Source organism: Methanocaldococcus jannaschii DSM 2661 (assembly GCF_000091665.1).
GTDB classification, from domain to species: Archaea; AGJL01; Methanococci; order Methanococcales; family Methanocaldococcaceae; genus Methanocaldococcus; species Methanocaldococcus jannaschii.
Genome location: NC_000909.1, coordinates 407,951 through 430,780 on the forward strand (window position 1 = coordinate 407,951; position 22,830 = coordinate 430,780).

32 protein-coding genes and 1 CRISPR repeat array are annotated in these 22,830 nt (G+C 31.8%); of the genes, 29 read left to right on the forward strand and 3 right to left on the reverse strand.

Going from position 1 to position 22,830, the window contains the following annotated elements; genetic code table 11:
* Positions 1-2 precede the first annotated feature (2 nt).
* The 26 genes from MJ_RS02410 to MJ_RS02540 all read left to right on the forward strand — a co-directional run bounded on the left by MJ_RS02410 (position 3) and on the right by MJ_RS02540 (position 15,113).
* Positions 3-1,235: a M20 family metallo-hydrolase gene (locus MJ_RS02410; protein ID WP_010869956.1), complete on the forward strand. Its 1,233-nt coding sequence runs from the start codon at positions 3-5 to the stop codon at positions 1,233-1,235.
* 7 nt (positions 1,236-1,242) lie between these two features.
* The gene (gene mfnE / locus MJ_RS02415) at positions 1,243-1,893 is read left to right on the forward strand and encodes a [5-(aminomethyl)furan-3-yl]methyl phosphate kinase (RefSeq protein ID WP_010869957.1); all 651 of its coding nucleotides are present in this window, start codon (positions 1,243-1,245) and stop codon (positions 1,891-1,893) included.
* A 58-nt stretch (positions 1,894-1,951) separates the two neighbouring features.
* Positions 1,952-2,116: a zinc finger domain-containing protein gene (locus MJ_RS02420; protein ID WP_012981301.1), complete on the forward strand. Its 165-nt coding sequence runs from the start codon at positions 1,952-1,954 to the stop codon at positions 2,114-2,116.
* Between the two features lie 18 nt (positions 2,117-2,134).
* A complete protein-coding gene (locus MJ_RS02425; RefSeq protein WP_010869959.1) occupies positions 2,135-2,404 on the forward strand; it encodes an elongation factor 1-beta in 270 nt (89 codons plus the stop codon).
* A gap of 456 nt (positions 2,405-2,860) precedes the next feature.
* Complete coding sequence (gene rplV, locus MJ_RS02430; protein ID WP_064496502.1) at positions 2,861-3,322, forward strand: 50S ribosomal protein L22; 462 nt, start codon at positions 2,861-2,863, stop codon at positions 3,320-3,322.
* Positions 3,323-3,347: 25 nt separating this feature from the next.
* Positions 3,348-3,974, forward strand: coding sequence for a 30S ribosomal protein S3 (locus MJ_RS02435; RefSeq protein WP_010869961.1), 627 nt, complete (start codon positions 3,348-3,350; stop codon positions 3,972-3,974).
* A 12-nt stretch (positions 3,975-3,986) separates the two neighbouring features.
* Entirely contained in the window at positions 3,987-4,199 is a 213-nt protein-coding gene (gene rpmC / locus MJ_RS02440) for a 50S ribosomal protein L29 (RefSeq protein WP_010869962.1), read from the forward strand.
* Between the two features lie 84 nt (positions 4,200-4,283).
* Positions 4,284-4,592, forward strand: coding sequence for a stress response translation initiation inhibitor YciH (yciH, locus tag MJ_RS02445; RefSeq protein WP_064496503.1), 309 nt, complete (start codon positions 4,284-4,286; stop codon positions 4,590-4,592).
* A gap of 96 nt (positions 4,593-4,688) precedes the next feature.
* Positions 4,689-4,976: a ribonuclease P protein component 1 gene (rnp1, locus tag MJ_RS02450; protein WP_010869964.1), complete on the forward strand. Its 288-nt coding sequence runs from the start codon at positions 4,689-4,691 to the stop codon at positions 4,974-4,976.
* A gap of 198 nt (positions 4,977-5,174) precedes the next feature.
* The gene (locus MJ_RS02455) at positions 5,175-5,528 is read left to right on the forward strand and encodes a 30S ribosomal protein S17 (protein ID WP_010869965.1); all 354 of its coding nucleotides are present in this window, start codon (positions 5,175-5,177) and stop codon (positions 5,526-5,528) included.
* Positions 5,529-5,560: 32 nt separating this feature from the next.
* Complete coding sequence (locus MJ_RS02460) at positions 5,561-5,959, forward strand: 50S ribosomal protein L14 (RefSeq protein ID WP_010869966.1); 399 nt, start codon at positions 5,561-5,563, stop codon at positions 5,957-5,959.
* Positions 5,960-5,986: 27 nt separating this feature from the next.
* Complete coding sequence (gene rplX, locus MJ_RS02465; protein WP_010869967.1) at positions 5,987-6,349, forward strand: 50S ribosomal protein L24; 363 nt, start codon at positions 5,987-5,989, stop codon at positions 6,347-6,349.
* A gap of 9 nt (positions 6,350-6,358) precedes the next feature.
* Positions 6,359-7,093, forward strand: a complete 735-nt coding sequence (locus MJ_RS02470; RefSeq protein ID WP_010869968.1) for a 30S ribosomal protein S4e — start codon at positions 6,359-6,361, stop codon at positions 7,091-7,093.
* A 22-nt stretch (positions 7,094-7,115) separates the two neighbouring features.
* Positions 7,116-7,688, forward strand: coding sequence for a 50S ribosomal protein L5 (locus MJ_RS02475; RefSeq protein WP_010869969.1), 573 nt, complete (start codon positions 7,116-7,118; stop codon positions 7,686-7,688).
* Between the two features lie 13 nt (positions 7,689-7,701).
* Positions 7,702-7,863 carry a 30S ribosomal protein S14 gene (locus MJ_RS02480; RefSeq protein ID WP_010869970.1) on the forward strand — a complete coding sequence of 54 codons (162 nt, stop codon included), beginning with the start codon at positions 7,702-7,704 and terminating at the stop codon, positions 7,861-7,863.
* Positions 7,864-7,905: 42 nt separating this feature from the next.
* Positions 7,906-8,298 (forward strand): 30S ribosomal protein S8, encoded by a 393-nt coding sequence (locus tag MJ_RS02485; RefSeq protein WP_010869971.1) that lies wholly within the window; start codon positions 7,906-7,908, stop codon positions 8,296-8,298.
* Positions 8,299-8,336: 38 nt separating this feature from the next.
* Positions 8,337-8,885, forward strand: a complete 549-nt coding sequence (locus tag MJ_RS02490) for a 50S ribosomal protein L6 (RefSeq protein ID WP_010869972.1) — start codon at positions 8,337-8,339, stop codon at positions 8,883-8,885.
* 22 nt (positions 8,886-8,907) lie between these two features.
* Complete coding sequence (locus MJ_RS02495) at positions 8,908-9,348, forward strand: 50S ribosomal protein L32e (RefSeq protein ID WP_010869973.1); 441 nt, start codon at positions 8,908-8,910, stop codon at positions 9,346-9,348.
* 57 nt (positions 9,349-9,405) lie between these two features.
* Positions 9,406-9,852: a 50S ribosomal protein L19e gene (locus MJ_RS02500; protein WP_064496504.1), complete on the forward strand. Its 447-nt coding sequence runs from the start codon at positions 9,406-9,408 to the stop codon at positions 9,850-9,852.
* Between the two features lie 32 nt (positions 9,853-9,884).
* Positions 9,885-10,472: a 50S ribosomal protein L18 gene (locus MJ_RS02505; RefSeq protein WP_010869975.1), complete on the forward strand. Its 588-nt coding sequence runs from the start codon at positions 9,885-9,887 to the stop codon at positions 10,470-10,472.
* A gap of 10 nt (positions 10,473-10,482) precedes the next feature.
* Positions 10,483-11,136: a 30S ribosomal protein S5 gene (gene rpsE, locus MJ_RS02510; protein WP_010869976.1), complete on the forward strand. Its 654-nt coding sequence runs from the start codon at positions 10,483-10,485 to the stop codon at positions 11,134-11,136.
* 65 nt (positions 11,137-11,201) lie between these two features.
* Entirely contained in the window at positions 11,202-11,666 is a 465-nt protein-coding gene (gene rpmD / locus MJ_RS02515; protein ID WP_010869977.1) for a 50S ribosomal protein L30, read from the forward strand.
* An 11-nt stretch (positions 11,667-11,677) separates the two neighbouring features.
* Positions 11,678-12,109 (forward strand): uL15 family ribosomal protein, encoded by a 432-nt coding sequence (locus MJ_RS02520; RefSeq protein ID WP_010869978.1) that lies wholly within the window; start codon positions 11,678-11,680, stop codon positions 12,107-12,109.
* A gap of 313 nt (positions 12,110-12,422) precedes the next feature.
* Entirely contained in the window at positions 12,423-13,733 is a 1,311-nt protein-coding gene (gene secY / locus MJ_RS02530) for a preprotein translocase subunit SecY (RefSeq protein WP_010869979.1), read from the forward strand.
* A 151-nt stretch (positions 13,734-13,884) separates the two neighbouring features.
* Positions 13,885-14,463 (forward strand): adenylate kinase, encoded by a 579-nt coding sequence (locus tag MJ_RS02535; protein WP_064496506.1) that lies wholly within the window; start codon positions 13,885-13,887, stop codon positions 14,461-14,463.
* Between the two features lie 53 nt (positions 14,464-14,516).
* Positions 14,517-15,113, forward strand: coding sequence for an EMC3/TMCO1 family protein (locus tag MJ_RS02540; protein WP_010869981.1), 597 nt, complete (start codon positions 14,517-14,519; stop codon positions 15,111-15,113).
* Positions 15,114-15,117: 4 nt separating this feature from the next.
* Here MJ_RS02540 and MJ_RS02545 read toward each other — a convergent pair whose 3' ends face one another.
* Positions 15,118-15,699 carry a TIGR00288 family NYN domain-containing protein gene (locus MJ_RS02545; RefSeq protein ID WP_064496507.1) on the reverse strand — a complete coding sequence of 194 codons (582 nt, stop codon included), beginning with the start codon at positions 15,697-15,699 and terminating at the stop codon, positions 15,118-15,120.
* Positions 15,700-15,838: 139 nt separating this feature from the next.
* Between MJ_RS02545 and MJ_RS02550 the strand changes: the two genes are divergently transcribed.
* Complete coding sequence (locus MJ_RS02550; protein WP_010869983.1) at positions 15,839-16,135, forward strand: hypothetical protein; 297 nt, start codon at positions 15,839-15,841, stop codon at positions 16,133-16,135.
* A 14-nt stretch (positions 16,136-16,149) separates the two neighbouring features.
* Here MJ_RS02550 and dph2 read toward each other — a convergent pair whose 3' ends face one another.
* Positions 16,150-17,121 (reverse strand): diphthamide biosynthesis enzyme Dph2, encoded by a 972-nt coding sequence (gene dph2 / locus MJ_RS02555; RefSeq protein ID WP_064496508.1) that lies wholly within the window; start codon positions 17,119-17,121, stop codon positions 16,150-16,152.
* A gap of 489 nt (positions 17,122-17,610) precedes the next feature.
* Between dph2 and cobQ the strand changes: the two genes are divergently transcribed.
* Both cobQ and MJ_RS02565 read left to right on the forward strand, forming a co-directional pair.
* Complete coding sequence (gene cobQ, locus MJ_RS02560) at positions 17,611-19,089, forward strand: cobyric acid synthase CobQ (protein ID WP_064496916.1); 1,479 nt, start codon at positions 17,611-17,613, stop codon at positions 19,087-19,089.
* A 51-nt stretch (positions 19,090-19,140) separates the two neighbouring features.
* Positions 19,141-20,154: a tRNA 2-thiocytidine biosynthesis TtcA family protein gene (locus tag MJ_RS02565; protein WP_010869986.1), complete on the forward strand. Its 1,014-nt coding sequence runs from the start codon at positions 19,141-19,143 to the stop codon at positions 20,152-20,154.
* A gap of 467 nt (positions 20,155-20,621) precedes the next feature.
* A CRISPR array of direct repeats spans positions 20,622-21,622; the repeat unit is 30 nt; unit sequence GTTAAAATCAGACCGATTCGGAATGGAAAC.
* Positions 21,623-21,725: 103 nt separating this feature from the next.
* On the opposite strand, the gene MJ_RS02570 is transcribed toward MJ_RS02565, so the two are convergent.
* Positions 21,726-22,682 (reverse strand): TIGR01212 family radical SAM protein, encoded by a 957-nt coding sequence (locus tag MJ_RS02570; RefSeq protein ID WP_064496509.1) that lies wholly within the window; start codon positions 22,680-22,682, stop codon positions 21,726-21,728.
* Positions 22,683-22,830: the final 148 nt, after the last annotated feature.

Here is a 22,830-nt window from a genome sequence, read left to right on the forward strand (position 1 = left end):
TTATGGATTTAATAGAAGAAGCTATAAAGTTAGAGAGTGATTTAATAAGAATAAATTCAGTAAATCCTTCATTTGGTGGAAAAGGAGAAAAAGAAAAGGCAGAATACGTCAAGAAAAAGTTAATGGAATACGTTGAAAGCTACAATATAGAAAATTACACTTTAAAGGAATATAACATCATAGATAAATATGGTATTGAGAGGCCAAATATTGTATTTAAAATAGATTTTGGAAGAGATAAGACATTACATATTATTTCTCATTTAGATACTGTTCCAGAGGGGGATATTAGTTTATGGGGCACAAATCCTTATGAGCCAGTTATTAAAGATGGAAAAATTTATGGAAGGGGAAGTGAGGACAACCATAAGGGGATTGTTTCCTCTCTATTATTATTAAAAATGATTTTTGAAAATAATATTGAGCCAAAATACAACTTATCATTAATTTTTGTCTCTGATGAAGAAGATGGAAGTGAATATGGCTTAAAATATCTATTGAATAACTTTGAAGATGAGATATTTAAAAAGGATGATTTAATCATAGTTCCTGACTTTGGAACACCAACTGGAGAATTTGTAGAGATTGGAGAGAAGGGAATTCTGTGGATAAAATTTAACATTAAAGGAAAGCAATGTCATGGTAGCACACCAGAAAATGGGTTGAATGCTGATATAGTGGCTTTTAACTTTGCAAATGAGTTATATAATGGTTTATATGAGAAATTTGATGAAATTAATTCAATATTCCTCCCAGAGTATTCAACCTTTGAACCAACGATATTAAAAAATAAAGTTGAAAATCCAAACACCATTCCTGGATATGTAGAGGTTGTTTTTGATTGTAGAATTTTGCCAACTTACAAAATAGAGGAAGTTTTGGAGTTTATAAATAAGTTTATCAAAAACTTTGAGTTTAAAAAATATATTAAGCATTATGATAACTCAATAAAGGCAGAGATAACTTATGAAATATTAAAATCTGAAAATCCAAATTACACAGATGAAAACGCTGAAATTATCAAAGAATTGAAAAAAGCTATAAAGAATGTTTTGAATAGAGATGCTAAGCTTTGCGGAATGGGTGGGGGAACTGTTGCGGCATTTTTGAGATATAAGGGCTATAATGTAGCAGTTTGGGGCATTGGAGAAGAGACTGCCCACCAACCAAATGAGCATATTAAAATAGAGGATTTGGTTAAGATGGCTGAAGTGTTTTATGAAATTTTGAAATAGTGAGAACATGCATATAGTAAAAATTGGTGGTTCTCTAACTTATGATGCAAAACCATTATTAAAAGCATTAAAAAATTATGCAAAAGAAAATAATAAGAAGATAGTTATTATTCCTGGAGGAGGAGAATTTGCAAATGTTGTTAGAAAGATAGATAAAGCTCTAAATATCTCAAACTCACTATCTCACAAACTTGCCATAAAATGTATGGATTTAATTGGAGAGGTTTATGCTGAAATTGGATATATAAAAGCTTATGATACATTATTTGATTTAAAGAGAGAGATAGAAAAGGAAAAGATAGCTATATTATTACCTTCAAAAATTTTGCTATCAACAGATATTGCCGAGCATTCTTGGGCTATAACATCAGATTCATTAAGTTTATATATAGGAAAGTTATTAGATGTTAGGGAAGTTATAATAGCAACTGATGTTGATGGCATATATGACAAATTCCCAGGAGGGAAACTATTAAATATTATTAATGCAAATGACATTAAAGGTTTAACATCTGTAGATGAGACCTTTCCAATTCTTTTAAAACAATTTAAAATGAACGCTTACGTTGTTAATGGCAGACATCCAGAAAGAGTTATGGATATTTTAGAAGGAAAACACAATATATATACAAAAATCGTTGGAATAGATAAAATATAAACATGATACAAACTTAAGAGACGTTATCATTAAATAAAAAATTTATTAGGTGGGAGAGATGAAATATGTGTGCATAAGCTGTAATGCTGAGATTGCTCCAAGAGAGAAATCAACAAAATTCCCATGTCCAAACTGTGGAGAAGTAGAGATTGTAAGATGTGAGAGATGCAGAAAGTTAAATAACCCATACAAATGTCCAAAATGCGGGTTTGAAGGCCCATAAAAGTTTTGGAGGGAAAAGATGGCAACAGTATTAGCAAAAATAAAAATTATGCCTACAAGTCCAGAAGTTAATAAAGAGAAGCTAAAAGAAAAGATTAAAGAGGTTTTAGAAAAGCAAGATGTTGCTATAAGAGGATTATTTGATGAGCCATTAGCTTTTGGTTTATACGCTATATACACCGTTATTGAAATGGAAGAAAGAGAAGGAGGAACAGAGCCAATAGAAAATGCTTTAGCAGAAATTGATGAGGTTGAGAGTGTTGAAACAGTAGAGGTCTCATTAGCATAAATTTTAATACTTTTTTGAATATTTGGACTGAAAATTGTTTTTGTTTTGTTGTTTCCTATTTATTCGTAAATTATATATAACACTTTAAAAATTTTATATTCTTACATTCTAAAATCTCAACCGTCGCTGATGATAAATTCATAGTTTAAATAATCATAAACAGAACTGTAATGGATAATTGGAAAATAGAAACTCCCAGAATGCTCTACAATTTAAATGTTGATAGCCTAATTATATTTATGAAACAATATAGCATTCTGGGTTGTTATGAGTTAAACAACAATAAAAGTATATAAACTTCTTACAGTAAGATTATAGTGCCTTTCAAAATTAATAAAATTTATGAAGGAATGTTTGAACGCCCTCCTTTGGAAGGCGTTCATTAGTGCCTTAGTTATTTAAGAAGTTTGAAAGACACTATATAGTTAAATCATTTTAAGCTTAAGGGTGATAATGATGGGTAAATTAAAATATAAGATACAAGTCAATCCTGAAAAAACTGCAAGGGCTATGGGAAGGAACATCCCAATTTCAAGAAAACATGCAAGAGAGATATGTAAATCAATAAATGGAATGAAGTTAGATGAGGCAATAAAGTTCTTAGAAGATGTTATTGCAATGAGAAGACCAGTTCTCTTTAGAAGACACTGCAAGAAAGTAGGGCACAGAAAAGGAAAATTAGGATGGCCTGCTGGTAGATACCCAGTTAAAGCAGCTAAGGCAATCTTAAAGATATTGCAACACGCTAAAGCAAATGCTGAATACAAAGGTTTAAACACTGAAAAGTTAAGAATAAAACACATCTCAACAAACAAAGGAATAACAATCAAAAGATACATGCCAAGAGCATTTGGTAGAGCTACACCTAAGTTCCAAGAAACAGTCCATATACAAGTTATATTAGAAGAATACCACTAAAAATAAGATATAAAGGTGGAAATCCATGATAGAAAGAACATTTGTTAAAGAAAATGTTAAGAGATTGTTAATTGATGAGTACTTCAAGAAAGAGTTAAGTAAAGCAGGATACAGCCACTGTGATATAAGAAAAACACCTATAGGAACAAAAATCATCATCTACGCTGAAAAACCAGGTTTTGTTATTGGTAGAAGAGGAAGTAGAATTAGAGAATTGACAGAAACATTAGCTAAAGAATTCGGTGTTGAAAAACCACAAATCGATGTTAAACCAGTAGAAAACCCAGACTTAGACGCTCAAGTTGTTGCTCAAAAAGTTGCTCAGTCATTAGAGAGAGGGTTACACTTCAGAAGAGTTGGACACACTGCAGTGAGAAGAGTTATGAATGCTGGGGCTAAGGGGGTTATAGTCATTATCTCAGGTAAATTAACTGGAGAGAGAGCAAGAACTGAAAAATTCATGGCTGGATATATGAAACACTGTGGAGAACCTGCTGAAGAGCTTGTTGATAAGGGAAGAGCAATTGCAAAAACAAAGCCAGGGGTCATAGGAGTTACAGTAAAAATCATGAGACCAGATGTCTTATTACCAGATGAAATTATAATTAAAGAAGATGCAGAAGTTAAACATGTAGTTGAAGAAGAGCAGTAAAGGTGAGGAAACATGGCTATATTAAGAGCAGATGAGTTAAGAGGAATGTCAATGGAAGAATTAAAAGAAAAACTTGTAGAATTAAAAAGGGAATTATTAAAAGAGAGAGCAAGTAAGGCAGTTGCTGGAGCTCCTTCAAATCCAGGTAGAATGAGAGAAATCAGAAGAACAATAGCAAGAATATTAACAATAATGAATGAAAAGAAAAGAATGACCTCCCAATAATAACAAAAAATTTAAATACCCTATCTTAATATTATTTACTATACTCAATTACTCAGATGGCATATAAAATACAGAGGTGCAGTGATGCCGGAAATCTGTCCAAGATGTGGATTACCAAAAGAACTATGTGTTTGTGAAGAAATAGCTAAAGAAGAACAGAAAATAAAAATATATGTTACAAAAAGAAGATTTGGTAAGTTAATGACTATAATTGAAGGTTTTGATACAAGCGTTATTGATTTAAAAGAACTTGCTAAAAAATTGAAAGATATTTGTGCCTGTGGAGGGACTGTTAAAGATAATACAATAGAACTTCAGGGAGACCATAGGAAGAAAGTTGCTGAGGAACTTGTTAAAATGGGTTTCTCAAGAGATTCAATTGAAATCAGGTAAAACTTTAACTTTAAATTTATTTTAACTTTCTGAAATAAAGGGGACGCGGATGCCCCAGGAGGGCACACCCCGTCCCCGTAAAACGGTTGGGGCATCATGATAACTCCTCACAATATATTAAGGCATGAACTTATAGGGCTTAAAGTAGAGATTGTTGAAGCGAAGAACAAAGCGATGATAGGGATTAAAGGGAAAGTAGTGGATGAAACAAGAAATACATTAGTGATAGAAAAAGAGGATGGTAGGGAAGTAGTAATCCCAAAAGACATTGCAGTGTTTCTCTTTCAACTAAAGGGGTGCAAAGTAAAGGTCGATGGGAGATTGCTAATAGGGAGACCAGAAGAGAGATTAAAGAAAAAAATAAAGATACTATATCCATATTAGGCTATTTTAGCCCCAACCGTTTGAGAATAATGATACAGTAGCCAAAAATTCCCTGGCTATTATTATATACTCTTTATCGTATCTTCCAGTCTGTGAGATTTAAAGTATAAATATGGGTTTTAGTAAATATTGATGCCACATTTAATCTATAATGTCTTTCAAAATAATGCCAAATAATAAGTTATAGGGGGTAAAAACATGGCAGCAAGAAATATTGGAATACAAGTTAAAGCTCCAGAAGTAGAATGTGATGATAAAAACTGTCCATTCCATGGAAATTTGCCAGTAAGAGGGCAGAGCTTTGTTGGAGTTGTAGTTAGCGACAAACCACACAAAACAGTCATTATAAAGAGAGAGGTTGTAAAATACATCAAGAAATATGAGAGATATGAGAGAAGAACAACAAAATTAGCAGCTCACAACCCACCATGCATACACGCAAGAGTTGGAGATATTGTAAGAGTCATGGAATGCAGACCAATAAGTAAAACAAAGGCATTCGTTGTTGTTGAAAAATTAGGAAGAATTGATGAAGTTAAAGGAGAAGAATAAATTTGACTCATAAATCTAAAAGGTGAAAGAACATGAAAGCAATTGGTTCAAAACCTGTTAGGGCTTTACCTGTTGGAGCGAGATGTATCTGTGCTGATAACACCGGAGCTAAGGAAGTTGAAATCATCGCAGTAAGAAACTACAAAGGGGTTGCAAGAAGATTGCCAACAGCAAGAGTAGGAGATATGGTAATAGTTACAGTTAAAAAAGGAACTCCTGAAATGAGAAAACAGGTTTTGCCAGCAGTTGTTATTAGACAGAGAAAAGAGATTAGAAGACCAGATGGAACAAGAGTTAAGTTTGCAGATAATGCAGTTGTTATAGTAACACCAGATGGAAACCCAAAGGGTTCAGATATTAAGGGGCCTGTTGCTAAGGAAGCTGCTGAAAGATGGCCAGGTATTGCAAGAATTGCTAAGATAATCATTTAAATTAAAAACTAATTAAGGTGAAAAAACATGGCTTTTACAAAGTCAAAACAACCAAGAAAACAGAGAAAGGCATTATTTAACGCTCCTCTCCACTTAAGAAGAAAAGTTATGTCTGCAATGTTATCAAAGGAGTTGAAGGAGAAGTTAGGTAAAAACGCTATCCCAGTTAGAAAAGGAGATGTTGTTAGAATAATGAGAGGAGATTTCAAAGGATTAGAAGGAGAAGTTATCAAAGTTGATTTAAAGAGATACAGAATATATGTTGAAGGAGCAAACAACAAGAGACAAGATGGAAGAGAAGTTCCATATCCAATCCATCCATCAAATGTTATGATTATCAAGTTGTATGACAAGGATGAAAAAAGATTCAAACATATCAAAAATGAATAAGGTGAAAGGATGGCAAAAAAAGGTCCAAAAAGACATTTAAAAAGATTGGCAGCTCCAGTTAGATGGGAGTTACCAAGAAAGATTCACAAATTCACAGTTAGACCATTACCAGGAGCACACCCAATGAGTGAGTCATTACCATTACTGTTAATCGTTAGAGACATTTTAAAGTATGCCGATAACGCAAGAGAAGCAAAGAAAATCATTAAAATGGGTAAAGTTTTAGTTGATGGAAGAGTTAGGAAGGAAGAAAAGCTTCCAGTTGGATTAATGGATGTTGTCTCATTACCAGATGCAAATGAAAATTACAGAGTTTTATTTGATAGAAAGGGAAGAATTAAATTAAAACCAACAGAAAATCCAGATGTAAAATTATGTAAAATTAAAAACAAGACTGTTATTAAAGGAGGACACATACAGCTCAATTTACACGATGGAAGAAATATCGTTATAAAAGTTTCAGACCCTACAAAGGCAGAAGAAGATGTCTATAAAACAGGAGACACATTATTAATCTCAATCCCTGAACAAGAAATTAAAGCTCATATACCATTTGAAGTTGGTAAATTAGCATACATTACAGGAGGAAAACACGTCGGTGATTTCGCTAAAATCGTTGAGATTGAGAGAAGAGGAATATATCCTGATATCGTTACATTAGAAAACATGGATGGAGAGAAGTTCAAAACAGTTAAAGACTATGTCTTCGTTGTTGGAGACGAAGAGCCAATAATTAAATTATAAATTAGATAGATGAGGGAGAAACATGAGCTTTGAAGAGTTATGGCAGAAGAATCCAATGCTAAAACCAAGAATTGAAAAAGTTGTTGTCAATTTCGGAGTAGGAGAGAGTGGAGATAGATTAACAAAAGGAGCTCAAGTTATTGAAGAGCTAACAGGACAAAAACCAATAAGAACAAGAGCTAAGCAAACAAACCCATCATTTGGAATTAGAAAGAAGTTACCAATTGGGTTAAAAGTCACATTAAGAGGAAAGAAGGCAGAAGAGTTTTTAAAGAATGCATTTGAAGCCTTCCAAAAAGAAGGTAAAAAATTATATGATTATTCATTTGACGATTACGGAAACTTCTCATTTGGTATTCATGAGCATATAGACTTCCCTGGACAAAAATACGACCCAATGATTGGTATCTTTGGGATGGACGTCTGTGTTACCTTAGAGAGACCTGGATTTAGAGTTAAGAGAAGAAAAAGATGCAGAGCTAAGATTCCAAGAAGACATAGATTAACAAGAGAAGAGGCAATTGAATTTATAGAAAAAACATTTGGAGTTAAAGTTGAAAGAGTCTTGTTAGAGGAGGAAGAAGAAACACAATAAAAAGGTGATGTAGATGGCAAAAAAACCATGGAAAAAGAAATATGGTTATGGAATTAGACCATGCCAAAGATGTGGGCATGTAGGTCCAGGTTTAATCAGAAAGTATGGATTAAATCTCTGCAGACAGTGCTTTAGGGAAATAGCTCACAAGTTAGGATTTAAAAAATTAGATTAAACCAAAACACTCTTTACTAAAAATTCTTAATGGAGGGAAAACATGAGTTTAATGGACCCACTAGCAAACGCATTAAACCATATCTCTAACTGTGAGAGAGTGGGTAAAAAGGTAGTGTATATAAAACCAGCCTCTAAGTTAATTGGAAGGGTTTTAAAAGTTATGCAAGATAACGGCTACATAGGAGAGTTTGAATTTATAGAAGATGGTAGAGCTGGAATATTTAAAGTTGAGTTAATAGGGAAGATAAACAAGTGTGGAGCAATAAAACCAAGATTCCCAGTTAAAAAATTTGGCTATGAGAAATTTGAAAAGAGATACTTACCAGCAAGAGACTTTGGTATATTGATTGTTTCAACAACACAGGGAGTTATGAGCCACGAAGAAGCTAAAAAGAGAGGCTTAGGAGGAAGGTTGTTAGCTTATGTCTATTAAACACGTTCTAAATTAAATTTAAATTTTGAGGTGAGTTTATGCCAGTTGCCGCCTATATTGAGGAAAGGGTAAAAATCCCTGAAAATGTTCAAGTTGAGATAAACAATAATGAAGTTGTTGTAAAAAGTGGAGGAAAAGAGTTAAGAAGAAGATTTGAGCATCCAAAAATTGTAATTAAAAAAGAAGGAGATGAAATAGTTATCTTCTGTGAATATCCAAGAAGAAAAGACAAGGCCATGGTTGGGACTATAAGGGCACATATAAACAATATGATTAAAGGAGTTACTGAAGGATTTACATACAAATTAAAGATTAGGTATGCACACTTCCCAATGAAAGTTAGCGTTAAAGGTAATGAAGTTATCATTGAAAACTTCTTAGGGGAGAAACACCCAAGAAGAGCAAGAATTATGGAAGGAGTTACCGTTAAGATTAGTGGAGAGGATGTCATAGTTACAGGAATTGACAAGGAAAAAGTTGGACAAACTGCTGCTAACATAGAGCAGGCAACAAGAATTAAAGGAAGAGACCCAAGAGTCTTCCAGGATGGAATTTACATTGTAGAGAAAGCTGGAAAAGCTATCTAAAAAATTTAGTTGAGGGAGAGTTATGAACAGGCTGTTAAGATTAAGATTTAAATTAAAAATGAAAAAGCCTGACTTTATAAGGCAAGAAGCTCACAGACACAAAAGGTTGGGAGAGAAGTGGAGAAGACCAAAAGGAAGACACAGTAAGATGAGATTAAAGTGGAAGGAAAAACCTCCAGTTGTTGAGATTGGTTACAGAAGCCCTAAGGCAGTAAGAGGCTTACACCCAAGTGGATTGGAGGATGTTTTGGTTTATAATGTAAAAGATTTAGAGAAATTAAATCCAGAAACACAGGGAGCAAGAATAGCTTCAACAGTTGGTAAAAGAAAGAAAATTGAAATTATCATAAGAGCAAGAGAGTTAGGAATAAGAATCTTAAACATATCAGAAGAGAAACAGGAAGAGTTGTTAAAATTAGCTGAAAAACAGGAAGCTCAAGAAGTTAATGAAACTAACGAATAAATTATTTTCAATCCCTCACTCTTTAAGATAAATCTGCTTTTGTTATAGGTGATAATTATGGATGTATCCGTTCAAAGAAGAATGGCGGCTGAGATATTAAAATGTGGAATAGAGAGGGTTTGGATTGACCCAACTCAATTAGATAGAGTCAAAATGGCAATGTCAAAAGATGATATAAGAGCTCTAATTAAAGAAGGAGTTATTAAGAAAAAGCAGAAGAAAGGAATTAGCAGTGCGAGAGTTAAAAAGTTGAAAGAGCAGAGAAAAAAGGGTAGAAGAAGAGGTCCAGGTTCAAGAAGAGGAGCTGCTGGTGCAAGAACTCCACCAAAAGAAAGATGGATGGCTACAATTAGAGCTTTAAGAAAAACTCTTAAACAGTTGAGAGATTCTGGAAAAATTGATAGAAAAGTTTATAGAAAACTTTACAGAATGGCAAAAGGAGGAGCATTTAGAAGTAGAAGCCACCTCTTCCTTTACATGAGAGAACACGAACTCTTAAAATAATTAAACAATTTTTATCAGGAAGGTGAGAAATTATGGCAACAGGTCCAACTTATAGGGTTAAGTTTAGAAGAAGAAGAGAAGCAAAAACTGACTACAGAAAAAGATTAAAATTATTATTATCAAGAAAACCAAGATTAGTAGCAAGAAGAACTTTGAATCACTGCATTGCTCAAATTGTATTGTATGATGAGAAGGGAGATAAAACAGTTGTTTCAGCTCATTCAAGAGAGTTGATTAAATTGGGTTATAAGGGGCATACAGGAAACTTGCCATCAGCATACTTAACAGGTTACTTATTAGGTAAGAAAGCTTTAGCCAAAGGTTACACTGAAGCAGTTTTAGATATTGGATTGCACAGAGCTACAAAAGGTAATGCAATATTTGCAATATTAAAAGGAGCTTTAGATGCGGGTATGGAAATTCCACACGGAGAAGAAATATTACCATCAGAAGAAAGGATAAGAGGGGAACACATAAAGGCTTATGCCGAAATGTTAAAAGAACAGGATGAAGAAAGATACAAGAAACAGTTCTCAAAATATTTGGAGAAGGGATTAGAACCAGAAAAATTGCCAGAACACTTTGAAGAAATAAAGGCAAAAATAGACAGTATGTTCTAAAGGTGAGATTATGAGATTTAATATAGATGAGTGGGAACCAAAAACCACTATTGGAAGAATGGTTAAGGAAGGGCAGATAACTGATATTGATTACATTTTAGATAACAATCTGCCAATCTTAGAGCCTGAGATTGTCGATGCTTTATTACCAGATTTAGAAGAGAAAGTTTTAGATGTTAAGTTAGTCCAGAGAATGCACAAGTCAGGGAGAAGAGCAAGATTTAGAGCTACAGTTGTTGTAGGAAACAGAAATGGTTATGTTGGTGTTGGAAAAGGTAAAGCTAAAGAAGTTGGGCCAGCAATTAGAAAGGCAATAGCTCAGGCAAAGAAAAACATTATTAGAGTTAAGAGAGGTTGCGGTTCTTGGGAGTGTGGTTGTGGAACACCTCACTCAATCCCATACAAGGGTTATGGGAAGTGTGGAAGTACTGCAATAGAGATATTACCAGCTCCAAAAGGGGTTGGTTTAGTTGCTGGGGATGTTGCTAAGGCAGTTTTAGGTTTAGCAGGAATTAAAGATGTTTGGACAAAGACATTTGGAGAGACAAGAACAACTTACAACTTCGCAATGGCTACATTTGAAGCATTAAAGAGCTTGAACTTTACAAGAACTATGGAAAAACACAAAGAGAAGTTGGGAATTGTTGAAGGAAGAGTCTTATAAATTAAATTTTTCTCATTTAAAACCAAGTGGCTATTTTAAAACTTTTATTTTAATAAGGTGATAATATGGCTTATGCTGTCATTAGGATAAGAGGGAGAGTTGGTGTAAGGAGAGATATAGCAGATACACTGAAAATGTTGAGATTGCACAAAGTAAATCACTGTGTAATAATTCCAGAAACAGAAACATTTAAAGGAATGTTACAAAAAGTTAAAGACTACGTGACATGGGGAGAAATTGATAAAGATACATTGGTTAAATTAATTTTAAAGAGAGGAAGATTACCAGGAAATAAAAAAGTTAATCCAGAAATCATAAAGGAGCTTACAGGAATGGATGTTGAAGAATTGGCAGAAAAGATTATAAATGGAGAAATTAAATTAAAAGAAACTCCATTAAAACCTGTATTCAGATTACACCCTCCAAGAAAAGGATTTGAAAGAGGAGGTATTAAAAAACCATTCAGTGTTGGAGGAGCTTTAGGTTACAGAGGAGAGAAGATTAATGAGTTATTAGAAAAGATGATGTAAGGTGATGATTTATGATTAGAAAAAAGAAAAAAGTTAAAAAAATTAGAGGTTCAAGAACCTGTGGAGGAGGAAGCCACAAGAAGAGAAGAGGGGCTGGAAACAAGGGAGGAAGAGGAATGGCTGGTGGGCATAAGCACAAATGGACGTGGATTATAAAATACTGCCCTGATTACTTTGGAAAGTATGGATTCAAGAGACACCCAAGCTTAGTTAAAAGATTAGAAACAATAAATGTTGGAGAGCTTGAAGAGATTGTATTAAAAAACCCAGATAAATTTGAAAAAGAAGATGATAAATTTGTTGTTGATGTAATTGAGTTAGGTTATGAGAAAGTTTTAGGTAAAGGAAAAGTTACAATCCCAATGATTGTTAAAGCAGTTGAAGTTTCAGAGAAAGCAAGAGAGAAGATTGAGGCAGTAGGTGGAGAGGTTGTTGAACTCTAAATTATTAACAATCTTCTTTTTATTTCTAATTTTTGATTTTGAAGTAAATAAATTTTTAGATGAGAATGGAGTATCTATTTTTTTACAAAAAAATAAAGATATTAAAAATTTAAAGAGTAACTTAAAAGGAATTTACAAAATGTTGGCTGATTTTTGCACTCAATATATTCTCCATTTTTCTATTTTATTTCATTTTTAGTTCATTATGGGATTAAATTTCACTAAAAATTTATACTCCTAATTACAAAAATTATCAGTAATATAAAACATAAATCTTAAAATCTTAAAAAAAGGTGGTACCTTGGAAAACATCATGAAAAAGTTAATTCCAATATTAGAAAAAATTCCAGAGGTTGAATTGCCAGTTAAGGAGATAACATTTAAAGAGAAACTTAAATGGACGGGAATAGTTTTGGTTCTTTATTTCATTATGGGATGTATTGATGTTTATACAGCAGGAGCTCAAATTCCAGCGATATTTGAGTTTTGGCAGACAATTACAGCATCAAGAATTGGAACGCTTATAACCTTGGGGATTGGACCCATAGTTACAGCTGGAATTATTATGCAGTTATTGGTTGGTTCAGGAATTATCCAAATGGACTTATCAATTCCAGAAAATAGGGCTTTGTTTCAAGGATGTCAGAAGCTTTTATCTATAATAATGTGTTTTGTTGAAGCAGTTCTATTCGTTGGGGCTGGTGCATTTGGAATTTTAACACCATTGTTAGCATTTTTAGTAATTATTCAAATAGCCTTTGGTTCAATAATATTAATTTATTTGGATGAAATTGTTTCAAAGTATGGTATTGGTTCAGGTATTGGGTTGTTTATTGCTGCAGGAGTTTCACAAACAATATTTGTTGGAGCATTAGGTCCAGAGGGATATTTATGGAAGTTTTTAAATTCATTAATTCAAGGAGTTCCAAATATTGAATATATAGCCCCAATAATTGGGACAATAATCGTCTTCTTAATGGTAGTTTATGCTGAATGTATGAGGGTGGAAATCCCATTAGCTCATGGGAGAATTAAAGGAGCTGTTGGAAAATACCCAATAAAGTTTGTTTATGTCTCAAATATCCCAGTTATATTAGCAGCTGCGTTATTTGCAAATATACAACTTTGGGGTTTGGCGTTATATAGAATGGGAATTCCGATACTTGGACATTATGAAGGTGGAAGGGCGGTAGATGGAATTGCCTATTACCTTTCAACTCCTTATGGTTTATCAAGTGTGATTTCAGACCCGATACATGCAATAGTATATATGATAGCAATGATAATTACTTGTGTTATGTTTGGTATATTTTGGGTAGAAACGACTGGATTAGACCCAAAAAGTATGGCTAAAAGAATTGGTTCATTAGGTATGGCAATTAAAGGATTTAGAAAGAGTGAAAAAGCAATAGAGCATAGATTAAAAAGATATATTCCTCCACTAACAGTTATGAGCTCCGCATTCGTTGGATTTTTGGCTACAATAGCCAATTTCATTGGAGCTTTAGGAGGAGGAACAGGGGTTTTATTAACCGTCTCTATTGTATATAGAATGTATGAACAACTCTTAAGAGAGAAGGTGAGTGAGTTGCACCCAGCAATAGCAAAATTATTAAATAAGTAAAGTCATTGAATAGAACTTTCGCAGAAGTAAATATTTCATTGAACAATGATGCCCTTTAAGCATCCATATTTCTCAATATATTCTAAAAAATATATAAACTGCGAAAGTTCTATTGAAATTCTAATCCCTAAAATTTTGTGAGGTGATGATGATGAAAAACAAGGTTGTGGTGATTGTAGGAGTTCCAGGAGTTGGTTCAACAACAGTAACTAATAAGGCAATTGAGGAGTTAAAAAAGGAAGGAATTGAATATAAAATAGTTAATTTTGGGACTGTGATGTTTGAAATAGCTAAAGAAGAGGGTTTAGTAGAGCATAGAGACCAATTAAGGAAGTTGCCTCCAGAAGAACAGAAGAGGATACAAAAATTAGCAGGAAAAAAGATTGCTGAAATGGCTAAAGAATTCAATATAGTTGTTGATACACATAGCACAATAAAAACACCTAAAGGTTATCTCCCAGGGCTTCCAGCATGGGTTTTGGAGGAGTTAAATCCTGATATCATTGTTTTAGTTGAAGCAGAGAACGATGAGATATTGATGAGAAGATTAAAGGATGAAACAAGACAGAGAGATTTCGAATCAACAGAAGATATTGGAGAACATATCTTTATGAATAGATGTGCGGCTATGACTTATGCTGTTTTAACAGGAGCAACAGTTAAAATTATTAAAAATAGAGACTTTTTATTAGATAAAGCAGTTCAAGAACTTATTGAAGTTCTCAAATAATCCTTATATAATATTTTAAAATAATTTTTAAATAACCACATTAAGGTGAGTTAATGTTTGGTTCTATATTTGACATATATTATAAAACCTTGGATGCAATTTTCATGCCTATAATAAAAGTTCTACATCCCGCTTTAGCAATTTTAATTATTGCAATAATTGTCTCTTTAATCATAAATATAGCTACAAAACTTTTAGTTGACCAGAAGAGAGTTGCTGAACTAAAAAAGGAGATTCAGGAATTTCAGGTTAAATTTAAAAAAATGTCTAAAAATCCTGAAATGATGGAAAAACTTCAAGAAGAACAACAGAGAATTATGCAACTCAACGCTGAATTAATGAAGATGAGTTTTAGGCCGATGATATATACATGGGTTCCAATAATTTTAATATTTATTTATTTGAGGCATGTTTATGGGTTTGGTGGAGTTTATCAAGAGTTAAATCCTGGTTGGAATGGAGTTGTTGTGTATCTACCTATAATATTGTCAAAGATTTTGTTTATTGATTTCTGGCACTGGCTTGGTTCAATATTTTATAAAGGAGGATTTAAAATAGTTTCTAACACTGCCTTAGGTTGGTTAGGTTGGTATATTCTCTGTTCATTCGCAACATCTACTGTATTGAGAAAGATACTTGGAATAAAATAAATGATTAAGGTTCTTCTCTATTTTCAGTTTCTTCTTTATCTTTCTGTTTTTCCTCAACTTTTAAAAATTTATTTTTCTTCTTTTTCTCTAATTTTTCTCTATCTAATTGGAATTCCTCTCCAATTTTAATTACATAATCAGCAATATTCTGTAAAGCCGTTGAAAAACCAGGCTCAGCTCCAATAACTATAACCTTTTTTCCCCTTTCTTTTGCCTTTCTAATTGCTGGAAGAAAGTCAGCATCTCTTGTTACATAGGCAATGGTGTCAATATTTGGATTAAACACGAGCTCAGTGGCATCTACAGCCATTTCAACATCCACATCTCCAGCAGATATCTTTGGTTCAAAACCTTGGTTTATAACGGCCTCTATTAATTTATCTGATGCATATTGGTTCAAATAAACCCTGCCAATAACAATATCGCCAAATTCACTTAAAACCTCTCTAATTTTATCTAAATCAATGTTAAATTCTTTTCTAAGCATGTTTGGTCCATCAATTAACAATGCAATTCTATGCTCCCCCTTTCTTTTTCTCGCCTTTTCATAAATTTTACTTGTTAAGCTTTCCAATTTCTTCCACATAATTTCACCAACATTGAGTAATAAAAAATAATTAACTAACACTGTTAACCGAAACGGAATATATTTATAATATATGTGGCAAGATGATAATTTATATAATATAATTAAATAACAATAAATAACTTTATGAGGTGATTTCATGTATAATTGTCCATACTGTGGAAAAGATTGTGTAAATGAAGCTGCAGTTAATATTTACTTAAAGATGGTTGAAAAATTCTTTAAATATCAAAATAAAGGGAGTGATATAACTTTTGAAAAATATCCAACAGTTGGAGAGGTTGGAGAGTGTAAAGAGACAGGAGGAAGGATATATCTCTGCCCTTACTGTAAAAAACCATTTAAAGCTTATTATGAAAAGGACAAGGTTGTTATAACATGTCCAAATTGTGGTGAAACTCTCTGCTTACCAGCAACAAATAGGACATTCTGTTAATAGATAATAAAATTTTAGAAATCATCCTCCTTAATTTCATCAAACTTATATTTAAAGCTATTTTTCAAGAAAAGTTTAAATTCTTCTGGAGTGTAAATTGGTTTTTTGTATAAGATATAATCGTCTAAAACGATTCTTGGACATGCAACTATAATATAGCAATCAACATCATAGAATAAAATATCTGGAGAAATATTATCAACTAATATTGGGAGGTAATTAACATCGTTTTCTTCTAACAGTTTTATAATCTCATCAAAAACCCTCTTCCTACACTGTCCTTTTTTTGTTGATAAAACAACACCAACCTTTTTTGGTTTGTTTAATAATAGTTTAGATATTGCTAAAATTCTCTTTTTTATAAACTTATTAATCTCTTCTTCAGATATCTTGTCAAAGCACTTAGAGAGAGGATTGTATATAAAAACCTCCTTTTGATATTTATAAGCAATCATTAAAGGATGAAATCTTCCGGTTCCAACAAATAATATAACATCCCCTTCTTTAACTTCTCCTCTACAACCTAAGATTATACTTGGATTAAAATCTTTTAAAAGTTTTTTATATTGGATGGTTGTTGCTATAGCAACTTTTTTTCCTCCACTTTTATGTTTTTCTATAAAGTTTTTTATATCATTTAAGATTTTTTCCTCTTCATCTTTATTGAATATGTGATATGCGGGAATGAAGAGGGTTTTAATCTCTGGATTTGCATAGCTAAGTTTTTCGTGTCCATAGTGTATGATTAAATCAACATTTAGGTTTTTAACATGGTTGTCTATTAAATCACATGCACCGAAGCAAGTATTTCCCCATAGGTAAATCTCAATGTTTATATTTTTTTGTTTAAAATATTGCTTAATTTTTTCAATCTCTTTTTCAACTTTCAGCTTTAAACCTTCTGGAGCTTGAAAAATAACTTTTGGATTGTTTTTATTTAAATTTTCAATTTCTCTTATAACTCTTTCTGTTTCTAAGTTGAACAAAGTAGTCACCTTTTTTTGAAGTTTTTGATAAAATATAGTTTTAAAGAGCAACTATAAATATATATAATCTAATAATTTGAATGTATAGATTTTAGGTTTTAAATAAAAATAGTTTTTAAGATTTTTGACATTAGCTTAATCCTTGTTTTAATGAACTAAAGGTTCAAATCCTTACTTCTGTCCTTATTTTATACTAAAACTCCTATAACTATTTTTCTATATCCGTATCCAAATTTTTACTGCATGATTATTAAAACCTTTAAAAGATTAAGAAAGGTTTTGCATAGTCATATAAATCCGATACATAACTATTAACAAAAATCCCCAATATTTACTATAAAAACTTAAAACCAAATCTTAAAACTATAAAAATATAAACAATACTCTAAACAAAATTAAAAAATCTAATATCAATATTAAAAATCCAATAAACTAAACTAAATATAATCAAATCTCAAATAAACTATAAAAAATGCTGAGTTGATGAAGATGGCAGAGTTTATAATGGTTGTTGGAACATCATCAAATAGTGGAAAAACGACAATAACTGCTGGATTATGCAGAATTTTAGCAAATAAAGGCTATAAAGTAGCCCCATTCAAATCTCAAAATATGAGTTTGAATTCAAGAGTTGCAAAGGAAGATGGGGAGATTGCTATAGCCCAATACACTCAAAGTTTAGCTTGTAGGGTAGAGCCATCAGTTCATTTTAACCCAATTTTATTAAAACCAAAAGGTAATTTTATCTCTCAAGTTATAGTCCATGGAAGACCCTACAAAGACATGAATTATAATGAATATAGAAAAAATAAAGATTTTTTCTTAAAGAAGATTAAAGAGAGTTTGGAAATTTTAGACAGAGAGTATGATTATGTTATTATGGAGGGAGCTGGGAGTTGTTGTGAAATAAATTTATTGAAGGATGATATAGCAAATTTAAGGATAGCTGAGCTTGTAAATGCCAAAGCTATTTTGGTTGCAGACATTGATAGGGGTGGAGTATTTGCCTCAATATATGGGACAATAAAACTATTGCCTGAAAATTGGAGGAAGCTAATTAAAGGAATTATAATAAACAAATTTAGAGGGAATGTAGAGGTTTTAAAGGAAGGGATTGAAAAAATAGAGGAGCTAACTGGTATTCCAGTTTTAGGCATAGTTCCCTATGATGAAAACCTTGTTTTACCAGAGGAGGATAGTCAAGTCCTACAGAGCATGAGAAGTTTTGGAAATGCAAAAAGTGGAGTGGAAATTAATGTAGTTAGGTTTTCAAAGATATCAAACTTTACAGACTTAGACCCATTAAGATACGATGCATTTATAAAGTTTATCGACTTTGATGATGACATAACTGGAGATATCTTAATATTTCCGGGAACAAGAAGTTCAACAAAAGAAGCTTATTATTTAAAACAACATAACTTTGATGAAAAGGTTTTGGAGTTTTTGAAAGATGGGGGAATTGTTATTGGTATCTGTGGAGGTTATCAAGTTTTAGGAAAAGAGTTGATTGATAAAGAGAAGAAAGAGTCAGATGTTGGAGATATTGAGGGCTTAAAAATCTTTGATGCAAAAACATACTTTGGAAATGATAAAGTAGTTAAAAACTCTTGTGGTTTCTTAGAGATTGATAATAAAACATTTAATGTTAAAGGCTATGAGATACATGAAGGCTTTACCTATTCAAAAGAAAAACCTCTCATAAAAATTGAGAGAGGCTTTGGAAACTGTGGAAATGGTTTTGATGGTTCTATTAAAAAATTTGGAGATGGATTGGCTATAGGAACATACTTCCATGGAATATTTGAAAATTATGAGTTTAGAAATTATATCATTAATTTAATTAGAAAAAGGAAAGGTTTGGATGAGATTTATGGAGATTCATACAAAGATAGCATAGAAAAAAGTTTAAATTACTTTGCTGAAGTTGTAGAGAGAAGTGTTAATTTAAAGCCATTGGGCATTTAAATGAAATGAAATTAGAATAATTATAAAATAAAAAAACAAACTGGGATAAAAATGGTAGAGATTAACTTAAGAGAATTAAAAAAATATGCAAATCCATTCTTTTTAACTATAAGAAAGGATAAGATTTTAGTTAATAATAAAAGAATGGCAAGGTTATCAAGAACAAAGATGGATAAAATTGAAGAAGAGTTTGGAATTCCTGTTATTTATTCAAAAACTTATGAATATGTATCAACGAAGGTTGGGAGATTTATAAATAAACATAAAATTATAGCTCCAAGGGATATTGTTATAGTTGGATTGAGTGGAGGAAAGGATAGTTTGTTGTTATTGCATTTATTGGAAGTTTATAGAAGGAAATATGGAATAAAATTAATAGCTGTTACTGTAGATGTGAATATTGGGGGAATTAGACCATGGAAAGAAGATACAGAAGGAGTTAAGCTGATAAAACATCACTGTGAAATGCTAAATGTGCCACACATTATATTAAAAAATGATTTGGATGTTGTTGAACTATCTGAAATATTGACAAAACATTCCAAAGGAATGGAGTTTTCTCCATGCTTTTCCTGCTCTGTAATTAAAAGGCATTTGTTAGGAAAATTAGCTAAAGAAATTGCTGAAAATGAAAATATCCCTTATGAAAAGGTTAAATTAGCTTATGGACATAATTTAGATGATAATTCAGACACAATTTTGGCAAATATCTTTAAAGGAGAGAGATTAAAGTTTATGAGACCATTGACAAGGTTTAAATACAATGAGGTTGATTATCAAAGCTTTAAAATTCCATTGGAGGAGTGTATAATAATCAGACCCATGCTTCCTATATTGGAGAGGGATATAATAAAAGCTCTTGAAGAGTGTGGGATAGAGTATTATAAAGATAAGGATATGTGTCCATACAGTAGGGATAGGGGGGACAGCGTTAGAAGGAGATGTCATGAGATTTTAGAAAAGTTAGAGGAGGAGATTCCAAATATTAGGGAGATGGTTGTTAGCTCTGCGTTAAAAACAGTTGAGTACTATAGTAAAAATCCTTACGGAGAGGATAACCTTTAAATATTATTTCAAAAAAGACAATATATATTTAGTATTTATTGATACTACCTTGATAATTTTATTATAGGCATAGGATTTTCAATTTTGTTAATTGATTTATGGATTGTCTTGTTGAATATGTTTGAAATTTGAAAATAAGAGTATTTAGGATTTATTAATTAGTTCAAAGAATTTTTATTTAATTTCTAAGGGTTAGCTGGTTTGATTATTTAGAATATTTGAGTTTATTGAATTATTTAGATTTTTGAAAATTAAGATTAATTAGATAAGTAAATAAAATTTCTCTAACAAATAAGTTAAATTTTTAAATTTAAGGAGATAAGAATGCTCTGTTTTATTAAAGGGAGAAAATTTTAAATACTAAAAGATTTATATTATGAGATAGTTATTTATCCTTAGAAAAATGTGGTGTAGAAAAGCTTAAATATTAGGAGAGTAGTATAAATTATATTGTGGATAAGCCTCCTGTTAAAATCAGACCGATTCGGAATGGAAACTAACATAACAAAAATTCATCAAGTGTTTTACATTTTATGTGGTTAAAATCAGACCGATTCGGAATGGAAACTTAATTCTATTTTTTATTTCAGTTTTGTCAATTTCTGATGTTAAAATCAGACCGATTCGGAATGGAAACAATAATATAAGTTGGCCAATCATTTCTCGGATGGTCAACAGTTAAAATCAGACCGATTCGGAATGGAAACCGAAACAGATATATTAGGAAATTATATTGATGATATGTTAAAATCAGACCGATTCGGAATGGAAACTTTGGCAATTTATATAGCTCAATTGCGTATTCTTTCTTGTTAAAATCAGACCGATTCGGAATGGAAACATGAACTCTTTTAAATTATCTCTTTTACTACCCCTACAAATTCCCGTTAAAATCAGACCGATTCGGAATGGAAACTATTTACCTAATATTTTGATTAAATACTAAAAATTCTGTTAAAATCAGACCGATTCGGAATGGAAACTTTTTAGGTAGGATACTGAGGGCTGTAAGTTTTTTTGTTAAAATCAGACCGATTCGGAATGGAAACTCAGAATTCTCATCTGCATATTGCTTCATTATTCTCTTTAACGTTAGTTAAAATCAGACCGATTCGGAATGGAAACGAGTGTGGATATGTTGAAGATTTTGGAGTTGATTATTGTGGTGGTTAAAATCAGACCGATTCGGAATGGAAACTTATAACATAAGATTTTTATGTGTTCTTTTTGTTTTCTGTTAAAATCAGACCGATTCGGAATGGAAACATACTCAGATTTTGTTGTATGATTTGCATCTTTATTTTGTTAAAATCAGACCGATTCGGAATGGAAACTTCGGTTATCAAAAAGTTTAAATTTATGATAGGAATGTTAAAATCAGACCGATTCGGAATGGAAACTTTTTAACGAGAGTTTTCAGAGCATTTAGCTTTTTTGAGTTAAAATCAGACCGATTCGGAATGGAAACTAAGCTTCACCTTTTAACAAATAATAAGCACTTGATTAAAATCATATCTCTTAGAGAATAAATTATGCTCTTTTTAGTACAAAATAGTTATTAATAAAAAAGATTATCTAAAAAATCTTGCTCCTTGCTTAGTTCCTCTTTTTTTCAATATCTCACTCACTTTATTCATAATCTTCAATCTACCTAAATACCATTCTGGAGACACCTTAATACTTTCAGGAACTTTATCCTTAGACAATCTTTGAATTAACACATAAGGAGAGAGATGTTCTAAAAAATCACAAACTAAGCTTATATACTGATTTTCATCTAATGTCCTATATTCTCCTTTCCAATACATCTCCTCTAATTTTGTCCCTTTAACAACAACTAAGGGATATATCTTAACTGCTTCAATCTCTAACAGAGATAAAATTTTTGCTGTCTCCATCATCTCTTTCCAACTCTCTCCAGGAAGACCCAAAATCACATGCCCACAGACCTTTATTCCTCTTTTATGGCAGTCCTTTATTGCTTTTATAATATCTGAAACATCATGCCCTCTATTTAAAATCTCCAATGTCTTTTGATGCATACTTTGAACTCCCAAATCAATCCAAATGTCATAGCCATTCTCAACATATTCAGCTAAAATATCCAATTTCTCTTTTTCTAAGCAATCAGGTCTTGTTCCTATTGATAAGCCAATTACCTCTTTATAAGATAGGGAAAAATCCCAAATTTCTTTTAATTTCTCTGCTGGAGCATAAGTGTTAGTCCCAGGATAAAAATATATATAGAATTTTTTAAATCCTTTCTTTTTCTGATTTTCCATCTGTTTTTTAATTTGCTCTTTTAATGGAATTTTTGCACTGCAGTATTTGACGGATATTGGTCTTCCCATCTCTGGGCAGAAGATACATCCACCATTTTTTTTGTGAGGACATCCAAGTCCAATATCAACAGGAATTTTGAAAATTTTCTGTTTAAATTTTTTCTTTATATAAATGCCATATTGAGCAAATAAATAACCCTCACTATAAATTTCATCAATTATTTTAATATCATCGTAATTAAGCATAATAACCACCAAATTAAATATTAACTACTAAAATAAATTTTTATTAATTGAGATTATTAAAGTTCATTATTGGATATATCAAACTGCGAAGTCCTATTCAAAGATTGCCATTAAAATTTCTAATATCAAAGTTTTACAAATAGAAAAA

Coding starts and splice junctions, on each gene's coding strand:
- yciH (WP_064496503.1), top strand. CDS start 4,284: ATGCCGGAAATCTGTCCAAGATGTGGATTACCAAAAGAACTATGTGTT.
- rpsE (WP_010869976.1), top strand. CDS start 10,483: ATGAGATTTAATATAGATGAGTGGGAACCAAAAACCACTATTGGAAGA.
- MJ_RS02565 (WP_010869986.1), top strand. CDS start 19,141: ATGGTAGAGATTAACTTAAGAGAATTAAAAAAATATGCAAATCCATTC.
- rplX (WP_010869967.1), top strand. CDS start 5,987: ATGGCTTTTACAAAGTCAAAACAACCAAGAAAACAGAGAAAGGCATTA.
- MJ_RS02480 (WP_010869970.1), top strand. CDS start 7,702: ATGGCAAAAAAACCATGGAAAAAGAAATATGGTTATGGAATTAGACCA.
- MJ_RS02490 (WP_010869972.1), top strand. CDS start 8,337: ATGCCAGTTGCCGCCTATATTGAGGAAAGGGTAAAAATCCCTGAAAAT.
- MJ_RS02500 (WP_064496504.1), top strand. CDS start 9,406: ATGGATGTATCCGTTCAAAGAAGAATGGCGGCTGAGATATTAAAATGT.
- MJ_RS02520 (WP_010869978.1), top strand. CDS start 11,678: ATGATTAGAAAAAAGAAAAAAGTTAAAAAAATTAGAGGTTCAAGAACC.
- MJ_RS02485 (WP_010869971.1), top strand. CDS start 7,906: ATGAGTTTAATGGACCCACTAGCAAACGCATTAAACCATATCTCTAAC.
- MJ_RS02545 (WP_064496507.1), bottom strand. CDS start 15,699: ATGTGGAAGAAATTGGAAAGCTTAACAAGTAAAATTTATGAAAAGGCG.
- rnp1 (WP_010869964.1), top strand. CDS start 4,689: ATGATAACTCCTCACAATATATTAAGGCATGAACTTATAGGGCTTAAA.
- rpmC (WP_010869962.1), top strand. CDS start 3,987: ATGGCTATATTAAGAGCAGATGAGTTAAGAGGAATGTCAATGGAAGAA.
- MJ_RS02540 (WP_010869981.1), top strand. CDS start 14,517: ATGTTTGGTTCTATATTTGACATATATTATAAAACCTTGGATGCAATT.
- MJ_RS02475 (WP_010869969.1), top strand. CDS start 7,116: ATGAGCTTTGAAGAGTTATGGCAGAAGAATCCAATGCTAAAACCAAGA.
- MJ_RS02420 (WP_012981301.1), top strand. CDS start 1,952: ATGAAATATGTGTGCATAAGCTGTAATGCTGAGATTGCTCCAAGAGAG.
- MJ_RS02460 (WP_010869966.1), top strand. CDS start 5,561: ATGAAAGCAATTGGTTCAAAACCTGTTAGGGCTTTACCTGTTGGAGCG.
- MJ_RS02570 (WP_064496509.1), bottom strand. CDS start 22,682: ATGCTTAATTACGATGATATTAAAATAATTGATGAAATTTATAGTGAG.
- mfnE (WP_010869957.1), top strand. CDS start 1,243: ATGCATATAGTAAAAATTGGTGGTTCTCTAACTTATGATGCAAAACCA.
- MJ_RS02410 (WP_010869956.1), top strand. CDS start 3: ATGGATTTAATAGAAGAAGCTATAAAGTTAGAGAGTGATTTAATAAGA.
- MJ_RS02425 (WP_010869959.1), top strand. CDS start 2,135: ATGGCAACAGTATTAGCAAAAATAAAAATTATGCCTACAAGTCCAGAA.
- MJ_RS02495 (WP_010869973.1), top strand. CDS start 8,908: ATGAACAGGCTGTTAAGATTAAGATTTAAATTAAAAATGAAAAAGCCT.
- MJ_RS02455 (WP_010869965.1), top strand. CDS start 5,175: ATGGCAGCAAGAAATATTGGAATACAAGTTAAAGCTCCAGAAGTAGAA.
- secY (WP_010869979.1), top strand. CDS start 12,423: ATGAAAAAGTTAATTCCAATATTAGAAAAAATTCCAGAGGTTGAATTG.
- MJ_RS02505 (WP_010869975.1), top strand. CDS start 9,885: ATGGCAACAGGTCCAACTTATAGGGTTAAGTTTAGAAGAAGAAGAGAA.
- MJ_RS02550 (WP_010869983.1), top strand. CDS start 15,839: ATGTATAATTGTCCATACTGTGGAAAAGATTGTGTAAATGAAGCTGCA.
- rplV (WP_064496502.1), top strand. CDS start 2,861: ATGGGTAAATTAAAATATAAGATACAAGTCAATCCTGAAAAAACTGCA.
- MJ_RS02470 (WP_010869968.1), top strand. CDS start 6,359: ATGGCAAAAAAAGGTCCAAAAAGACATTTAAAAAGATTGGCAGCTCCA.
- rpmD (WP_010869977.1), top strand. CDS start 11,202: ATGGCTTATGCTGTCATTAGGATAAGAGGGAGAGTTGGTGTAAGGAGA.
- MJ_RS02435 (WP_010869961.1), top strand. CDS start 3,348: ATGATAGAAAGAACATTTGTTAAAGAAAATGTTAAGAGATTGTTAATT.
- MJ_RS02535 (WP_064496506.1), top strand. CDS start 13,885: ATGAAAAACAAGGTTGTGGTGATTGTAGGAGTTCCAGGAGTTGGTTCA.
- cobQ (WP_064496916.1), top strand. CDS start 17,611: ATGGCAGAGTTTATAATGGTTGTTGGAACATCATCAAATAGTGGAAAA.